The following is a 14,148-nucleotide window of genomic DNA, read 5'->3' as shown; positions in this document are numbered from 1 at the left end:
GGCCTGTAAGAGAGGGGGGTTATTTGCGGCGATAGCTTTTCTGCGCAGTGTTAACTTTATACAGATACCGGCGCGATTCGGCCGACGGATGGCGGGTGGTGAGCGTCTGGTAGACGTCGCCTGGCGCCATGCTGTTAATGATGTTCGCCGCCTGGACTTTATCGCTGGAGAACACGCGCAGTACGCTGCCGGCGCCGCCGTTATAGGCGGTGATCACCGCGTAGCGACGCGAGGTGGGGTTATCGATGCCGGCGAGATAAACATTGTTCAGCATCGCCAGATAAGCGGTGCCGGTATCGATGTTATTCGCCGGGTCAAACAGATAGCTGCGGCTCGGCAGGCCGGATTTGCCCTGCGAACGGAAGACGTCTTTCCCCGCGCTGTGCTGGACGACCTGCATCAGCCCCATGGCATCCGCGTGGCTCACCGCATAGGGGTTAAACGATGATTCTGTTTGCATAATCGCAAGGATCAGCGACTCATCAACGCCGTATTTACGCGAGGCCTGGCGCACCATGCCGAGGTATTTATGCGCACGTTTGTCGAGGTGGTTTGGTACCAGGTTAATGGTGATGCTGTAGATCACGCGCAGGCCATTGTTGCGGCTCTTGAGGCGGGTTTGCAGCAAATAATCGGCGTAGCGCGCGGCGCGCCACTCCCAGCGAATCGACGCGCCGGTGTTATCCACCACCTGACCATAGAGGAACGGCTCTTTGGAGATCTGAATATCATCGACGTCGGAATAGAGGTCAATGGAGTTGGGGTCATCGCCCATCAGCAGCGTTTTGATGATCGCCTGGCGCAGTCGTCCGCGCGGATCGGTGCCCGCGATGGTCTCTACGGTGATCGTCCCGGCATCAAAGTTGATGTGGCTGCGGGTTTGATATTGATCGGTATATTTAACGTAGTCCTTCGGCCCGGCGAGCAGGACTTCGTTATACCCCCAAATGTTCTCGATGTTATGGGCAAACTGGCCCATCAGGATATCGAATCCGTTCGTGTCCTTGACCCAGGCCTCGTTGTATTCGGTGCCTTTTTTATTGGAGCTGGAACACGAAACGAGCAACGGCGCAATCAGCGCGAGCGCTAAGTATTTTTTCATCATTCCGGGCGTGCGTGTTGTGTTTGTTTTTAAAAGGCCGCAGGGCCCTTACTGTTTTTCCGGCGGCGTGTAGCCTTCGATATGCACGTCTTTCCCTTCAAACAGGAACTGCACCATCTCCTGCTCCAGCAGCTTGCGGTGCTCCGGGTTCATCATGCTGAGTTTTTTCTCGTTGATCAGCATGGTCTGCTTGTGCTGCCACTGCGCCCAGGCTTCTTTGGAGATTTCGTTGTAAATGCGCTTCCCGAGTTCGCCCGGATAGAGCTGGAAATCCTGGCCGTCCGCTTCACGCTGCAGGAAAGTACAAAAAATGGTTCTGCTCATAATCACTCCTCTTTGATAGCCGAAAAATTTATACCGGCGTTCCGGCTTTTAACTGTTGCAACAAGCGCTCCACGGGGGCCGCCAGTCCGACCGACGGCGGCTGCGCTAAGTTATACCAGAGTGCGTTGCCTTCATCCATGCATGCGCCAGATGAGTGCACTGTAAGCCACATCGGCACAATATCCAGGTGGAAATGGCTGAAAGTGTGGCGAAAGGCGGTTAATTGCGTCAGATTATCGGCCTTTATCTGACGCTGCGCCAGCCACTCGCGCAGCTCCGCTTCGTCTGCAAACTGCGGAAAACAGAATAGTCCGCCCCACAAACCCACCGGCGGACGCTGGGAGAGAAACACCTCGTCGCCGTGCTGCATCAGCAGGAAATAGCCGGTGCGTTCCGGGATGGTCTGCTTCGGTTTTTTACCCGGATATTCCGCCCATGAATGATTCGCGTAGGCCACGCAGCCATTGCTCAACGGGCACAGCTCGCACTTCGGCTTCGAGCGGGTGCAAACCATCGCCCCGAGATCCATCATCGCCTGGTTGAAGCGTTCTACCCCTTGCGCCGGGGTCACCTCTTCGCTGATATCCCACAGCCGTTTTTCGACCTCTTTTTTTCCCGGCCAGCCGCTGACAGCATAGCAGCGGGCGAGCACGCGCTTCACGTTGCCGTCGAGAATCGGATAATGCTGACCGAGCGAAAGCGACAAAATCGCCCCTGCCGTTGAACGCCCGACGCCGGGCAGCGCGGCCACTTCCTCAAAGGATTGCGGGAAGATGCCGCCATGCTGTGTCGCCACCTGCTGGGCGGCTTTATGTAAATTGCGCGCCCGCGCGTAGTAGCCAAGGCCGGTCCACAGATGCAGCACCTCATCCAGCGGCGCGTTGGCTAAATCAACCACCGTTGGGAAACGCGCCATAAAGCGTTCAAAATACGGGATTACCGTGGTCACCTGGGTTTGTTGCAACATCACTTCGGAGAGCCATACTTTGTAGGGCGTCTTGGCGATTTGCCAGGGCAGGGTTTTACGCCCGTATTTGTCGTACCAGTCCAGGACCTGGGCTGAAAATTGCGCGGCGAGAAAAGTCAAAGCTATGGCTCCGGGATCGCGATTACAGGGTGGCAGATTGCAGCACAAGGGCGAGTGGCTGTAAACCCTTGCATCCGCCGGGTAACTTTGGATAATGCCCGTTTTCCGAACACTTTCACTAGCAGACTTAACTTTTATGAAAAACGACGTCATTTCTCCGGAATTCGATGAAAACGGTCGCCCGCTGCGCCGTATTCGTAGCTTCGTCCGTCGCCAGGGGCGCCTGACGAAAGGGCAGCAGCATGCGCTGGATAACATTTGGCCGGTGATGGGCGTTGAATTCAACGATGCGCCACTCGATTTCGCTGCCCTGTTTGGCCGCGACGCGCCGGTCACACTAGAAATTGGTTTCGGCATGGGGGCTTCGCTGGTGGCGATGGCGAAAGCCAAACCGGAACAGAATTTCCTCGGCATTGAAGTGCACTCCCCGGGCGTTGGCGCCTGTCTGGCTTCTGCTGAAGAAGAAGGTGTGCAAAATCTGCGCGTGATGTGTCACGATGCGGTGGAAGTGCTGCATACCATGATCCCGGATAACTCACTGAATATGGTGCAGCTGTTTTTCCCTGACCCGTGGCATAAAGCGCGTCATAATAAACGTCGTATCGTGCAGCCGCCTTTCGCTGAGCTGGTCAAAAGCAAACTGAAACTCGGCGGCGTCTTCCATATGGCGACCGACTGGGAAGCCTATGCCGTGCATATGCTGGAAGTGATGTCCTCGCTGGAAGGCTATCGTAACCAGTCGGCAAGCAACGATTACGTACCGCGCCCGGAATCGCGCCCGGTAACCAAATTTGAACAGCGTGGCCATCGTCTCGGCCACGGCGTATGGGACTTAATGTTCGAGAGGGTGAAATAATGGCCAAGAATCGTAGCCGTCGTCTGCGTAAAAAAATGCATATCGACGAGTTTCAGGAGTTAGGCTTCTCCGTCGCCTGGCGTTTCCCGGAAGGGACCACCGAAGAGCAGATCGACCAGACGGTCAACGATCTGATCGAAGAGGTGATTGAGCCGAACAAGCTGGCCTTCGATGGCAGCGGCTATCTCTCCTGGGAAGGGCTCATCTGCATGCAGGAGATCGGTAAGTGCACCGAAGAGCATCAGGCCATCGTACGCCAATGGCTGGAAGCGCGTAAGTTAGAGGATGTGCGCACCAGCGAACTTTTTGACGTCTGGTGGGACTAAGTTTGACAAGGGTCGGCAACTGCCGGCCCGTTTTGTCTTAAGGGAGTTTTATGATGCGTAAAACGCTGCTGGCGGTGGCGCTCTCCGTCACCGCTTTGTCTGCCCATGCGGACTACCAGTGTAGCGTCACGCCGCGTGACGATGTGATCCTCAGCCCGCAGCAGGTGCAGGTGAAAGGGGAAAACGGCAATCTGGTGATAAAGCCGGACGGCAACCTGACCTTTAACGGTAAAGCCTATACTCTGAGCGCCGCCCAGCGCGAGCAGGCGCAGGATTATCAGGCCAGTCTGCGCAGCAGCCTGCCGTGGATTGACGAAGGCGCGCGCTCGCGAGTCGAAAAAGGCCGCAAGGCGCTGGATAAAATCATTACCGAACAGGTTGGCGCCAACAGCAGCATGCATGGTCGCCTGACCAAGCTGGATGCGCAGCTGAAAGAACAGATGAACCGCATCATTGAGCGCCGCAGCGATGGCCTGACCTTCCACTATAAAGCTATCGACCAGGTACGTGCCGATGGTCAGCAGCTGGTGAATCAGGCGATGGGCGGCATTCTGCAGGACAGTATTAACGAGATGGGCGCGAAAGCAGTGCTCAAAGGCGGCGGCAACCCGCTGCAGGGCATTCTCGGCAGCCTCGGCGGCCTGCAAACGGCCATTCAGGATGAATGGAAAAACCAGGAGGCCGATTTCCAGCAGTTTGGTAAGGACGTCTGCAGCCGGGTTGTCTCGCTGGAGGATAGCCGGAAATCGCTGGTTGGCTCGCTGAAATAATGACATGGCGGTCCGCTTTCCGGCAGGACCGCCTCTGCGTTTACTCGTTCAGAAATAACTCAAGCAGGGAATTCAAAAACAGCTTACCGTGCTCGGTAATCTGCCAGTTCTGCTCGTCTTCCTGCAGATAGCCCTGGGCTATCGCCGCATCCAGCTGCGGGCGGATCGCCGCTTCATCAAGACCGGTATAGCGGCTAAATTCTGCGCGCGGCGCGGCCTCCAGCAGGCGGAAACGGTTCATAAAGAACTCGAACGGTTTATCCGCCTCTTCCACATCATGCTGACGCTCGAGGTAACGGCCTTCCATATACCCGCGCGGGTGGCGGGTTTTGGCGGTCCGCAGAATGCGTCCGTCAGGGAAGGTTATCTTACCGTGCGCGCCGCAGCCGATGCCGAGGTAGTCGCCAAAGCGCCAGTAGTTGAGATTATGCTGACACTGGAAGCCCGGTTTAGCGTAGGCGGACGTCTCGTACTGCTGATAGCCGGCGGCGCTCAGCAGCTGATGCCCCTGCTCGAAAATATCCCATAGCGCGTCGTCATCCGGCAGCACCGGCGGCCGGGAGCCGAACAAGGTGTTCGGCTCAATGGTCAGCTGGTACCACGACAGGTGCGGCGGGTTGAGGGCAATCGCCTGACGCAGATCGTCCAGCGCCTCCTCCAGCGACTGGTCCGGCAGACCGTGCATCAGGTCGAGATTGAAGCTGCGCAGGCCGAGGCCGCTGGCGAGACGTGCTGCGCGCTTGGCCTCCTCCGGACCGTGGATCCGCCCCAGGCGCTGCAGCTTCGGTTCGCTAAAGCTTTGTACGCCGATGGAGATACGGTTCACCCCGGCGCGCTGGTAATCAACGAAGCGATCGGCCTCCACGGTGCCCGGGTTGGCTTCCATGGTGATTTCCGCCCCGGCGGCCAGCGGCAGGCAGGCGCGAACGCCATCCAGCAGGGTTTGCATGGCCGGGCCGGACAGCAGGCTTGGCGTACCGCCGCCGATAAAAATAGTGCCTATTTCCCGTCCCTGGGCATATTGCGCATCGGCCTGCAGGTCGTTTAGCAGATGCTGGACGTAATCGTCATGCGGCACCTCGCCTTTCAGCGCATGCGAATTAAAGTCGCAGTACGGGCATTTCTGCACGCACCAGGGAATATGAATATAGAGACTCAGCGGCGGCAAATTAGCCATTACGTAATGCTTCCAGTAACAGTTTTAGCGCTTGCCCACGATGGGAAATCGCACTCTTTTCTTCACGGCTCAGTTCGGCCGCGGTTTTCCCTTCTGACGGGACGAAGAAGATCGGGTCGTAGCCGAAGCCACCCGTACCGGCGGCTTGTCGGGTGATTATCCCAGGCCAGCTGCCGTGGCATACCAGCGGCGTGGGATCTTCGGCATGGCGCAGATAGACCAGCACACAGTGGAACTGCGCCTGACGCTGGTCGTCCGGCACGTCCTTTAACGCGTCGAGCAGCTTCTCAAGATTCTGCTGGTCGGCGGCGTCGACGCCGGAATAGCGGGCGGAGTAAATACCCGGCGCGCCGCCAAGCGCATCGACGGCCAGACCGGAATCGTCGGCGATGGCCGGCAGGCCGGTGATCTGTGCCGCATGACGCGCTTTCAGAATCGCGTTTTCAATAAAGGTCAGGCCGGTCTCTTCCGCAGAGTCCACGCCCAGCTCAGTCTGAGCGACGATATCGAGACCAAAATCTTCCAGCAGCGAGGCCAGTTCGCGCACTTTACCGGCGTTGCCGGTCGCGAGGACGACTTTTTGCATGATGAATCCTGTTTATTCAGTTAGCGCCGCGACCGCAGTCGGGATCTGTTGTGGGGCGATGATTTTAACTTGCTTATGGCGACCCAGCTCGCCTTTTTCAATCAGTACCTGGCTTTTGGCGACGCGGAACTGTTTGGCGAGAAATTTCACCAGGTGGGCATTGGCCTGGCCATCAACGGGCGGGGCGGTAATGGCGACTTTGAGCTCGTCGCCATGTACGCCCACGATGCTATCACGGCTGGCCTTCGGCTGAATATACAGCCTGAGCACCAGCCCCTCAGCGCAGGTTTCAACGGCACTCATAGCGCCATCCACAGCCCCGGCAGCAGCACGTTACCGGTGGCCTGCAGCACTTCGGCGACGCCCATATTAATCACGTACAGCAGCAGCACCAGCACCATCGGCGAGAAATCGATACCGCCCATCGACGGCAGCAGGTTGCGGATAGGGCGCAGCAGCGGGTCCGCCAGCTGCATCAGCACGTACTCCACCGGACTACGGCCCTGGCTGACCCAGCTCATGATCGCCATCAACAGCAGCACCCAGAAGATCAACGAGCCGATGGTTTTCAGCAGAATAAGCAGGGCGGAGATCCAGATGATCGGCTGGAAAGTGATCACCATAAACAGCACGATCGCTTTGATGACGCAGAGAATAAATGCCACCAGCAGCGAGGCGCTGTCAATCGGCCCCATCGCCGGGATAATCCGGCGCAGCGGCCCGACAATCGGCTGCGTGGCCTTCACCACAAACTGCGAAAACGGGTTGTAAAAGTCGCAGCGCGCCCACTGCATCCAGACGCGTAACAACACGACCATCGTGTAAAGCTCAATGACCGTTGAAAGCAGGAAAGTCAACGTCTTCATGGCGTTCCTCAGATTCCTTATTATTTGCTGTAGTCGCGCGCACCAAAAATAGCTGTGCCGATGCGCACCATCGTGCTTCCCGCCGCGATTGCGGCTTCCATATCGTCCGACATTCCCAGAGACAACGTATCGACCGTGGGGTACCGCGTTTTTAATCGCGCAAATGCTACCGCCATTTGCTGGGCGACGGCAAACTGCCTTACATATTCTGACTCAGGCGCGGGGATGGCCATCAGACCGCGCAGCTCCAGATGAGGTAACTCAGCGATCTCTGCCGCTAATCCATCGAGCGCTTCCAGCGGGATGCCGGATTTGCTCTGCTCATCGCTAATGTTGATTTGAATCAGCACCTTCAGCGGCGGCAGATGCGCCGGGCGCTGTTCGTTCAGGCGGGTGGCGATTTTCAGCCGATCGACGGTGTGGCACCAGTCAAAATGCTCTGCCACCAACCGGCTTTTGTTGGACTGCAGGGGGCCAATAAAGTGCCACTGTAGTCCACTGATGCCGGCCTGCTGGAAATGGTTAATCTTCTCCACGCCCTCCTGGACGTAGTTTTCACCAAATGCCCGCTGGCCTGCCACGATGGCTTCTTCGATCGCGCTCGCAGGTTTCGTTTTACTCACTGCAAGCAATGTCACTTCTTCTGGCGCACGCCCGCAACGAGCGGCGGCACCGGAGATTTTGTCCCGGACCTGTGCCAGGTTATGCGCAATATCGTTCATATTCCGAGGATGAGTTATGAAGCTGGAAGAAATCGTAGCCCTTAGTGTAAAGCATAATGTCTCCGATCTACACCTGTGCAATTCCGCCGCACCGCGCTGGCGGCGGCAGGGCAAGCTGGAGCCCGCCCCGTTTCCCGCGCCTGATATCCCGGATTTACTCAACTGCTGGCTTGATGCCGCACAGTTACAGCACTGGCAGGAACACGGCCAGATTGACTTTGCGCTGACCCTGGCCTGCGGTTCGCGGCTGCGCGCCAGCGCTTTCGCCCATACGCGTGGAATATCGCTGGTGCTACGCCTTCTGCCTGAACAGTGCCCGCGTCTGGAGACGCTGGGCGCCCCGCCTGCGCTGAGCGAGCTGCTGGCGGAAGAGAGTGGCCTGCTGCTGGTCACCGGAGCGACGGGCAGCGGCAAGTCGACCACCCTGGCGGCGATGGTGGGGCATCTCAACCAGCATCTTGATGGCCATATTCTGACCCTGGAGGACCCGGTGGAGTTTATCCATCACAGCGAGCGCTGCCTGATCCAGCAGCGGGAGATTGGCCGTCATTGTCCTTCGTTCGCCGCGGCGCTCCGCGTGGCGCTGCGCCAGGATCCGGATGTGATCCTGCTCGGGGAGCTACGGGACAGCGAAACCATTCGTCTGGCGTTAACGGCTGCGGAGACCGGACATCTGGTAATGGCGACATTACATACCCGCGGCGCGGCGCCGGCGGTGGAGAGATTGATCGATGTCTTTCCGGCAGAGGAGAAAGATCAGGTTCGTAGTCAGCTGGCCGGAAGCCTGTGCGCGGTGCTGGCGCAAAAATTGTTGCCTGCACGTCAGGGCGGCAGAGTTGCGCTATACGAGCTTTTGGTCAATACCCCCGCAGTAGCTAACTTGATCCGTGAAGGAAAAGTGCATCAGTTGCCCGGCATAATGCAGACCGGGATGCAGGCCGGAATGCTGACATTTACGCAGAGTTTTCAGCAACGTGTCGCCGCAGGCGAACTATAAGAGCAGCGTGAAGCAGGCAGGGCGGGTTAAATGATATGTTAACTGAATGTTTGATTGCTGTTTCTTTATATTATTTGGTAATACAAATAATCACTATGAATAAATTCAAATAACACATTCAGTTGCGATATGTCGACAGTGAATACGCATTTCCAGGAAAAAAGTTTGATTACCTTTTGACAGCTTTGAGGTGTTCGATTTATGCTGTTTACGGGAATAGGATGATTCTCATGGAATAACGTTTCAATTTGTAAATTGCCAAGGCTATTTATAAATTCACGACTGTTTGTATATTTTTTTATTCATTTAACCACCATGGCGGTGGGTAGCAGCTAAGGAGAGTTTTAAGTGATTAATTTAAATGGAAATTCATCATCTTCTCGTCAGGTCACATTTATTACCCATCCGTCAATTCAGAGCAAAGCTTTTGCCAGCTATCTGAGCGGAACCCTGATGGCACCAGTGGTTTTACAAAATATTAATAAACCACTGGCACAACGCCTGGCGAAAGATTCTGTAATATTATTTGATATCGCAGTGTCAAATAAGAAATTAAATGGGGCATGGCGAGACATTATTCGACTGCAGGCAGATAATCCTCGTTTGTTGATTATTAATAGCGCACAAAAGTATGAGTTATACGAAATGGCGCAGTGGCCGGCTTTATATGGCGTGTTCCGCCATGACGATGATGAATCGCGCTTAATTGAGGGCGTTAAGGCCGTACTGAACGGCGAACAGACGGCTGAATTGAGCGTGATGCACCCGGCGATGTACGCTGCGGACCATGCATCGGCGCCCGTTGAGAACTCGCCACTCACCGAGCGGGAATGTGAGATCCTCAACGAGCTGCGCTGTGGGGCGACGAATCTGGATATTGCCCGTGCCCTGTTTATCAGCGAGAACACGGTGCGTACGCACCTGTACAATGTGTTTCGTAAACTGAGCGTGAAGAATCGCACTCAAGCGGTGAGCTGGGCGAACGAACATCTGCGCCACTAAGCGGTCGGAAGCGCGCCGTCAGCAATTTGCCGGCGGCGCAGGAGAGCAGAGCCTAAAAGCTCTGCTCGAAGTAGCTTTCCAGAATGACCACGGCTGAGGCCGAATCAACGCTGCCTTTATTCAGCGCGCGGTAGCCGCCGTGTTCAAATAAGCCTGCCCGAGCCTCCACCGTACTCAGACGTTCATCGTGAAGGACGATCGCGACGCCAAAGCGGCCATGAATTTTATTGGCGAAATTCCGCGCGCGCGCCGTCAGCGGTTGCTCGGTGCCGTCCATATTCAGCGGCAGGCCAACGATCACCGCCTCAGGCTGCCACTCTTTGAGCAGTTTTTCGATGACATTCCAGTCTGGTTTACCGTCCTGCGCCTTCAGCGCCGGTAACGGTCGCGCGGTAGCGGTGATGCGTTGCCCCACCGCCACGCCGATGCTTTTGGTGCCGAAATCAAAGCCGAGAAAGGTTCCGCTCATCATGCATGCCCCGCGACGCCTGGCATCGTCACAATGTCGATACCAATCAGTTTAGCCGCCTCGCGCCAGCGATCGGCGATGGGCGTGCGGAAGAGAATATTCTGGTCGGCAGGGGCGGTAAGCCAGGCATTATCTAAAATCTCCTGCTCCAGTTGCCCTTTCTCCCATGAGGAGTAGCCCAGCGCCACCAGTACGTTGCCCGGCTGCCTGTCGGTACCTAAGGTTTCAAGAACATCCCGCGAGGTGGTGACCACTGTGTTATCCGAAATGCGGATACTCGAGGAGAAGTCAGAGGGCGGGGTATGCAGAATAAAACCGCGGTCTTCCGCCAGCGGGCCGCCCAGCATCACCGGTTTATCCAGACGGATCTCCGGATTGCGCGGCTCCGGAACAATCTTGAGCTTCTCAAGGATCCCTTCCACCTGCAGATTTTCCAGCGGCTTATTGATAATAATGCCCATGGCTCCCTCGTCGTTATACTCGCAGATATAGACCACGGAGCGGCGGAAAATCGGGTCCTGAAGCGCAGGCATGGCAATCAGAAAGTGATGCTGTAAATTCATTGTCAGAGGTTCTGTTCCTGGTTCAAAAAGCAACACCCAGTATGCGGGCAAAGTAGAATAGTGTCGATGCACTTTATCTGGCTGGCGCCCGAGTGGCGCCTGGCTGGCGGCGTTTCACGAGCGCGGTCAACCGCGCTCGCTGCGCCATGAGCGGACGTTTATCCGCCCTGGTGTTTATTTGGTGATACGTCTTTCGATAGCGTCCATCAGCATGCCGGTGATCGAAATATCCGGGAAGGCGGCTTCAATCTCACGCACGCAGGTGGGGCTGGTGACGTTAATTTCCGTCAGACGGTCGCCGATGATATCCAGGCCGACGAAGATAAGACCTTTGGCTTTCAGCGTCGGGCCGACGCGGCGGGCAATTTCCCAGTCGCTTTCGGTCAACGGGCGAGCTTCGCCACGGCCGCCGGCGGCCAGGTTGCCGCGGGTCTCGCCGCCCTGCGGAATACGCGCCAGGCAGTAAGGCACCGGCTCGCCGTCCACCACCAGCACGCGCTTGTCGCCGTCTTTAATGGCGGGCAGATAGTTCTGCGCCATGCAGTAGCGGCTGCCGAGCTCGGTCAGGGTCTCCGTGATCACGCCAAGGTTCGGATCGCCGGCTTTGACGCGGAAAATAGAGGCACCGCCCATGCCGTCGAGCGGTTTCATGATGATATCGCCGTGTTTTTCCCAGAAGGCCTTCAGCTGGGCTTTATTGCGGGTGACCAGCGTTTCCGGCGTCAGTTCTGAGAACCAGGCGGTGAACAGTTTCTCGTTACAGTCGCGCAGGCTCTGCGGCTTGTTGACGATAAGCGTGCCTTTCTCTTCCGCCCGCTCCAGGATGTAGGTGGCATAAATAAATTCGGTATCGAACGGCGGATCTTTACGCATCAAAATAACGTCAAGATCGGCCAGCGGCAGATCCTGCTCACCGGTGAAGTCATACCATTTATCGTAGTTCTGTTCGACGCTCACCGTGCGCGTACGGGCGCGGGCTTCGCCGTTGATCAAATAGAGGTCGTTCATCTCCATATAATGGAGTTCATAGCCGCGACGTTGCGCTTCCAGCAACATAGCGAAGCTGGTGTCTTTCTTGATGTTGATGGTTGCGATGGGATCCATCACGATGCCGAGCTTGATCATGGTTCTTCTCCGTTAACGCCTCAACCTAAGTCGCCAAAACGCACCTGCAGGGCGGTGATGGCGGTGAGCGCAGTAGTCTCTGTACGCAGAACGCGCGGTCCCAACAGGATATCAGTAAACTGGTATTGCGCGGTCATCGCTATCTCTTCTGCCGATAGCCCACCTTCCGGACCAATCAGCAAACGGACGCGTTCAACCGGTAGCGGCAGCGTATTAATGCTGGCGCTGGCGCGCGGGTGCAGGTTGAGCTTCATCCCGCTGTCCTGCTCGGCGCACCACTCTTCCAGCTGCATGGCCGGACGTATTTCCGGTACCACATTACGACCGCTCTGTTCGCAGGCGGCAATAGCGATTTTCTGCCACTGCTGGATCTTCTTCTGCAAACGTTCGGCGTCCAGTTTAACGCCGCAGCGCTCGGAAAACAGTGGCGTTATGAGGCTTACCCCGAGTTCGATCGATTTCTGGATAGTAAATTCCATTTTTTCACCGCGCGACATCACCTGGCCTAAGTGAATATGCAGCGGCGATTCACGATCGTCGGGTTCGCCGCTGAGCACTTCAACCGTGACATTTTTCTTGCCGGCCTCAGTGATGACAGCGTCAAATACCTGGTTACTGCCGTCAAAAAGCTGTAGGTGCTGACCTGCGGTCATGCGCAGGACGCGACCGACGTGGTTGGCCGCGTCATCGCTCAGCGCAATCTGGCTGCCGACAGTGAGGCGTTCTGGATGATGGATGCGAGGAATGCGCATGCTTGATATTCCGTTCGTTGCGCAGATGCCAGCTTCCCGCCACCGGGCGGGAAGCACAGGGCTGCAAATTAACAATTGCCGCTAGTGTAGGTTAGCTCTTTTGCGCCTGGCAAGCCTGCTGGACATACGGATTATGGTTGCCCTGCACTTTCGCGATGCGCTCATCGCGCTCACATTCCCAGGCGGTGACCGGGTACTGTTTATCCCAGGCGGTAAACAATTGAGTTTGCTGGCGGGAAAGATTCAGATGGTAGCGGTCGCGCATATAGAAGTAGGTGCGGGCGATAGCGCCGCGGGCGCGGGCAGGGGGCTCGGCGACTTTATCTTTAAAATCGACCTTCATGGTGCACTGGCCGTACTGGCCTTCACCGCCGTTCCACTGGCTGTACATAAAGTTGCCGCGATCGCCATTGACTTCCCCTACCGCCGGCTGCAGGTTGTGCATATCGCTTTCCATCTTGCGGTACTCCGGATCTTTGGCGCAGTTTTGCCGCCCGCCTTCCTGCCAGCACTGGCGCTGATGGCCGAACTGCCACGCCGGCACCACGTGTTCCCATTCAACCCGGCTGGCGCGGTTCTCATTTTTACGCACTTTATAGCCGCAAGATTCCAGATCGATAACGCCTTTTTTACCCTGCCAGTCGATTTTACAGCCGCAATAAAAGTCGCCCGGAACGTCGGCGTTCACTTTGACGCCAGCGGCCTTGGCCTGGGAAAAACTATTAATACCGGCGGCCGCGAGCGGGCCACTGACTGCCGTGCTCAATACCGCAACGGCTAAAATATGCATACGGGACATCGTTAACTCCGTGTCAAAACGAGCCCGCAACGTAGCGAATGAGGGTGCTGGATGCAATCAGTCAGATCAGAAAGTTTCTAATAAATTCTGATGGTTATTTTTCAGCCACCAGCAGATCGCCGCAGTGAACGCAGCGGTAGGTGGCCTCGCCGCGCACCACCCGGTTATGGCGACGGACGGTGAGCTGATGCTGCTGACAGCGACAGCGGTAGGGGAAGGTGTTCTGGCGGACCGAATCGAGTTCAAAACGGTGGGTGCGACGCGCGGGAACGCCAAGGACGTTCTCCATCATCCATTTCCACTCTTTACCGTGCGGCGCGACGCGGCCAAAGTGCTGCCAGACCAGCAGGTGCGCCAGCTCGTGCGGCACCACTTCATCGATAAACTCCTGCTGATTTTCCAGCAGCAGCACCGGATTTAAACGAATTTCGTTTTTCTCCAGCCAGGCGGTGCCGGCGGAGGTACCGCGCTGCTGGTAGACCAGCGTCGGCTCAGCGTAGCGGCGTTCCAGTTTGAGGTTCGCTTTGGCGAGATGCTCCCGCAGGCTGCGCATCACGGCCTGCTGAATAGCGATGGGAATACGGGGTGTTTTCATAGCGCCAGAGGATAGTGCGACGGGCGGGGG

At 56.8% G+C, this 14,148-nt stretch carries 19 protein-coding genes; 5 read left to right on the top strand and 14 right to left on the bottom strand.

Annotated elements, in window-relative coordinates:
* Nucleotides 1-19: 19 nt before the first annotated feature.
* The 3 genes from mltC to mutY are packed head-to-tail and all read right to left on the bottom strand — an operon-like array spanning nucleotide 20 to nucleotide 2,513.
* Nucleotides 20-1,102 carry a membrane-bound lytic murein transglycosylase MltC gene (gene mltC, locus A1WC_RS04250; protein WP_012540557.1) on the bottom strand — a complete coding sequence of 361 codons (1,083 nt, stop codon included), beginning with the start codon at nucleotides 1,100-1,102 and terminating at the stop codon, nucleotides 20-22.
* Between the two features lie 48 nt (nucleotides 1,103-1,150).
* Nucleotides 1,151-1,426 (bottom strand): oxidative damage protection protein, encoded by a 276-nt coding sequence (locus A1WC_RS04255; RefSeq protein WP_004105744.1) that lies wholly within the window; start codon nucleotides 1,424-1,426, stop codon nucleotides 1,151-1,153.
* Between the two features lie 28 nt (nucleotides 1,427-1,454).
* Nucleotides 1,455-2,513 (bottom strand): A/G-specific adenine glycosylase, encoded by a 1,059-nt coding sequence (mutY, locus tag A1WC_RS04260; RefSeq protein WP_008806473.1) that lies wholly within the window; start codon nucleotides 2,511-2,513, stop codon nucleotides 1,455-1,457.
* 136 nt (nucleotides 2,514-2,649) lie between these two features.
* On the opposite strand from mutY, the gene trmB reads away from it, so the two are divergent.
* The 3 genes from trmB to A1WC_RS04275 are packed head-to-tail and all read left to right on the top strand — an operon-like array spanning nucleotide 2,650 to nucleotide 4,465.
* Entirely contained in the window at nucleotides 2,650-3,369 is a 720-nt protein-coding gene (trmB, locus tag A1WC_RS04265) for a tRNA (guanosine(46)-N7)-methyltransferase TrmB (RefSeq protein ID WP_002916627.1), read from the top strand.
* Nucleotides 3,369-3,695: a YggL family protein gene (locus A1WC_RS04270; protein WP_012967224.1), complete on the top strand. Its 327-nt coding sequence runs from the start codon at nucleotides 3,369-3,371 to the stop codon at nucleotides 3,693-3,695. Before trmB ends, A1WC_RS04270 begins: the two co-directional genes overlap by 1 nt.
* Nucleotides 3,696-3,745: 50 nt before the next feature.
* Nucleotides 3,746-4,465 carry a DUF2884 domain-containing protein gene (locus A1WC_RS04275; RefSeq protein ID WP_012540560.1) on the top strand — a complete coding sequence of 240 codons (720 nt, stop codon included), beginning with the start codon at nucleotides 3,746-3,748 and terminating at the stop codon, nucleotides 4,463-4,465.
* Between the two features lie 40 nt (nucleotides 4,466-4,505).
* Here A1WC_RS04275 and hemW read toward each other — a convergent pair whose 3' ends face one another.
* The 5 genes from hemW to A1WC_RS04300 are packed head-to-tail and all read right to left on the bottom strand — an operon-like array spanning nucleotide 4,506 to nucleotide 7,816.
* Nucleotides 4,506-5,642, bottom strand: a complete 1,137-nt coding sequence (gene hemW, locus A1WC_RS04280; protein ID WP_016161832.1) for a radical SAM family heme chaperone HemW — start codon at nucleotides 5,640-5,642, stop codon at nucleotides 4,506-4,508.
* Nucleotides 5,635-6,228: an XTP/dITP diphosphatase gene (locus tag A1WC_RS04285; RefSeq protein WP_016161831.1), complete on the bottom strand. Its 594-nt coding sequence runs from the start codon at nucleotides 6,226-6,228 to the stop codon at nucleotides 5,635-5,637. Before A1WC_RS04285 ends, hemW begins: the two co-directional genes overlap by 8 nt.
* Nucleotides 6,229-6,240: 12 nt before the next feature.
* Nucleotides 6,241-6,531 carry a DUF167 family protein YggU gene (yggU, locus tag A1WC_RS04290; protein ID WP_008806468.1) on the bottom strand — a complete coding sequence of 97 codons (291 nt, stop codon included), beginning with the start codon at nucleotides 6,529-6,531 and terminating at the stop codon, nucleotides 6,241-6,243.
* Complete coding sequence (locus tag A1WC_RS04295; protein ID WP_004205182.1) at nucleotides 6,528-7,094, bottom strand: YggT family protein; 567 nt, start codon at nucleotides 7,092-7,094, stop codon at nucleotides 6,528-6,530. Before A1WC_RS04295 ends, yggU begins: the two co-directional genes overlap by 4 nt.
* A gap of 20 nt (nucleotides 7,095-7,114) precedes the next feature.
* Nucleotides 7,115-7,816 carry a YggS family pyridoxal phosphate-dependent enzyme gene (locus tag A1WC_RS04300; protein WP_008806467.1) on the bottom strand — a complete coding sequence of 234 codons (702 nt, stop codon included), beginning with the start codon at nucleotides 7,814-7,816 and terminating at the stop codon, nucleotides 7,115-7,117.
* A 16-nt stretch (nucleotides 7,817-7,832) separates the two neighbouring features.
* Here A1WC_RS04300 and A1WC_RS04305 point away from each other — a divergent pair, with 16 nt between their 5' ends.
* Both A1WC_RS04305 and A1WC_RS04310 read left to right on the top strand, forming a co-directional pair.
* Nucleotides 7,833-8,813, top strand: coding sequence for a type IV pilus twitching motility protein PilT (locus tag A1WC_RS04305; RefSeq protein ID WP_016161830.1), 981 nt, complete (start codon nucleotides 7,833-7,835; stop codon nucleotides 8,811-8,813).
* Nucleotides 8,814-9,161: 348 nt separating this feature from the next.
* Complete coding sequence (locus A1WC_RS04310; RefSeq protein ID WP_016161829.1) at nucleotides 9,162-9,815, top strand: LuxR C-terminal-related transcriptional regulator; 654 nt, start codon at nucleotides 9,162-9,164, stop codon at nucleotides 9,813-9,815.
* Nucleotides 9,816-9,867: 52 nt separating this feature from the next.
* Here A1WC_RS04310 and ruvX read toward each other — a convergent pair whose 3' ends face one another.
* The 6 genes from ruvX to A1WC_RS04340 all read right to left on the bottom strand — a co-directional run bounded on the left by ruvX (nucleotide 9,868) and on the right by A1WC_RS04340 (nucleotide 14,118).
* Nucleotides 9,868-10,284: a Holliday junction resolvase RuvX gene (ruvX, locus tag A1WC_RS04315; protein WP_012540565.1), complete on the bottom strand. Its 417-nt coding sequence runs from the start codon at nucleotides 10,282-10,284 to the stop codon at nucleotides 9,868-9,870.
* Nucleotides 10,284-10,847 carry a YqgE/AlgH family protein gene (locus A1WC_RS04320; protein WP_012540566.1) on the bottom strand — a complete coding sequence of 188 codons (564 nt, stop codon included), beginning with the start codon at nucleotides 10,845-10,847 and terminating at the stop codon, nucleotides 10,284-10,286. The genes ruvX and A1WC_RS04320 overlap by 1 nt, the downstream gene beginning before the upstream one ends.
* Before the next feature lie 174 nt (nucleotides 10,848-11,021).
* Nucleotides 11,022-11,972, bottom strand: coding sequence for a glutathione synthase (gshB, locus tag A1WC_RS04325; protein WP_012967229.1), 951 nt, complete (start codon nucleotides 11,970-11,972; stop codon nucleotides 11,022-11,024).
* Nucleotides 11,973-11,992: 20 nt separating this feature from the next.
* Complete coding sequence (gene rsmE / locus A1WC_RS04330) at nucleotides 11,993-12,724, bottom strand: 16S rRNA (uracil(1498)-N(3))-methyltransferase (RefSeq protein ID WP_008806461.1); 732 nt, start codon at nucleotides 12,722-12,724, stop codon at nucleotides 11,993-11,995.
* 91 nt (nucleotides 12,725-12,815) lie between these two features.
* A complete protein-coding gene (gene endA, locus A1WC_RS04335; protein WP_012540568.1) occupies nucleotides 12,816-13,523 on the bottom strand; it encodes a deoxyribonuclease I in 708 nt (235 codons plus the stop codon).
* A 94-nt stretch (nucleotides 13,524-13,617) separates the two neighbouring features.
* Nucleotides 13,618-14,118: a SprT family zinc-dependent metalloprotease gene (locus tag A1WC_RS04340; RefSeq protein ID WP_008806459.1), complete on the bottom strand. Its 501-nt coding sequence runs from the start codon at nucleotides 14,116-14,118 to the stop codon at nucleotides 13,618-13,620.
* Nucleotides 14,119-14,148 lie beyond the last annotated feature (30 nt).

Source organism: Klebsiella sp. KTE92 (assembly GCF_000398905.1).
Lineage (GTDB): Bacteria > Pseudomonadota > Gammaproteobacteria > Enterobacterales > Enterobacteriaceae > Klebsiella > Klebsiella variicola.
The sequence above is the reverse complement of the archived record's forward strand: the minus strand, read 5'-3'. Positions and strand labels throughout refer to the sequence as shown.

Excerpts from the sequence above, each read along its gene's own strand:
- mltC (WP_012540557.1), bottom strand. The coding sequence starts at position 1,102 with ATGAAAAAATACTTAGCGCTCGCGCTGATTGCGCCGTTGCTCGTTTCG.
- A1WC_RS04255 (WP_004105744.1), bottom strand. The coding sequence starts at position 1,426 with ATGAGCAGAACCATTTTTTGTACTTTCCTGCAGCGTGAAGCGGACGGC.
- trmB (WP_002916627.1), top strand. The coding sequence starts at position 2,650 with ATGAAAAACGACGTCATTTCTCCGGAATTCGATGAAAACGGTCGCCCG.
- A1WC_RS04270 (WP_012967224.1), top strand. The coding sequence starts at position 3,369 with ATGGCCAAGAATCGTAGCCGTCGTCTGCGTAAAAAAATGCATATCGAC.
- A1WC_RS04275 (WP_012540560.1), top strand. The coding sequence starts at position 3,746 with ATGATGCGTAAAACGCTGCTGGCGGTGGCGCTCTCCGTCACCGCTTTG.
- hemW (WP_016161832.1), bottom strand. The coding sequence starts at position 5,642 with ATGGCTAATTTGCCGCCGCTGAGTCTCTATATTCATATTCCCTGGTGC.
- A1WC_RS04285 (WP_016161831.1), bottom strand. The coding sequence starts at position 6,228 with ATGCAAAAAGTCGTCCTCGCGACCGGCAACGCCGGTAAAGTGCGCGAA.
- yggU (WP_008806468.1), bottom strand. The coding sequence starts at position 6,531 with ATGAGTGCCGTTGAAACCTGCGCTGAGGGGCTGGTGCTCAGGCTGTAT.
- A1WC_RS04295 (WP_004205182.1), bottom strand. The coding sequence starts at position 7,094 with ATGAAGACGTTGACTTTCCTGCTTTCAACGGTCATTGAGCTTTACACG.
- A1WC_RS04300 (WP_008806467.1), bottom strand. The coding sequence starts at position 7,816 with ATGAACGATATTGCGCATAACCTGGCACAGGTCCGGGACAAAATCTCC.
- A1WC_RS04305 (WP_016161830.1), top strand. The coding sequence starts at position 7,833 with ATGAAGCTGGAAGAAATCGTAGCCCTTAGTGTAAAGCATAATGTCTCC.
- ruvX (WP_012540565.1), bottom strand. The coding sequence starts at position 10,284 with ATGAGCGGAACCTTTCTCGGCTTTGATTTCGGCACCAAAAGCATCGGC.
- A1WC_RS04320 (WP_012540566.1), bottom strand. The coding sequence starts at position 10,847 with ATGAATTTACAGCATCACTTTCTGATTGCCATGCCTGCGCTTCAGGAC.
- gshB (WP_012967229.1), bottom strand. The coding sequence starts at position 11,972 with ATGATCAAGCTCGGCATCGTGATGGATCCCATCGCAACCATCAACATC.
- rsmE (WP_008806461.1), bottom strand. The coding sequence starts at position 12,724 with ATGCGCATTCCTCGCATCCATCATCCAGAACGCCTCACTGTCGGCAGC.
- endA (WP_012540568.1), bottom strand. The coding sequence starts at position 13,523 with ATGTCCCGTATGCATATTTTAGCCGTTGCGGTATTGAGCACGGCAGTC.
- A1WC_RS04340 (WP_008806459.1), bottom strand. The coding sequence starts at position 14,118 with ATGAAAACACCCCGTATTCCCATCGCTATTCAGCAGGCCGTGATGCGC.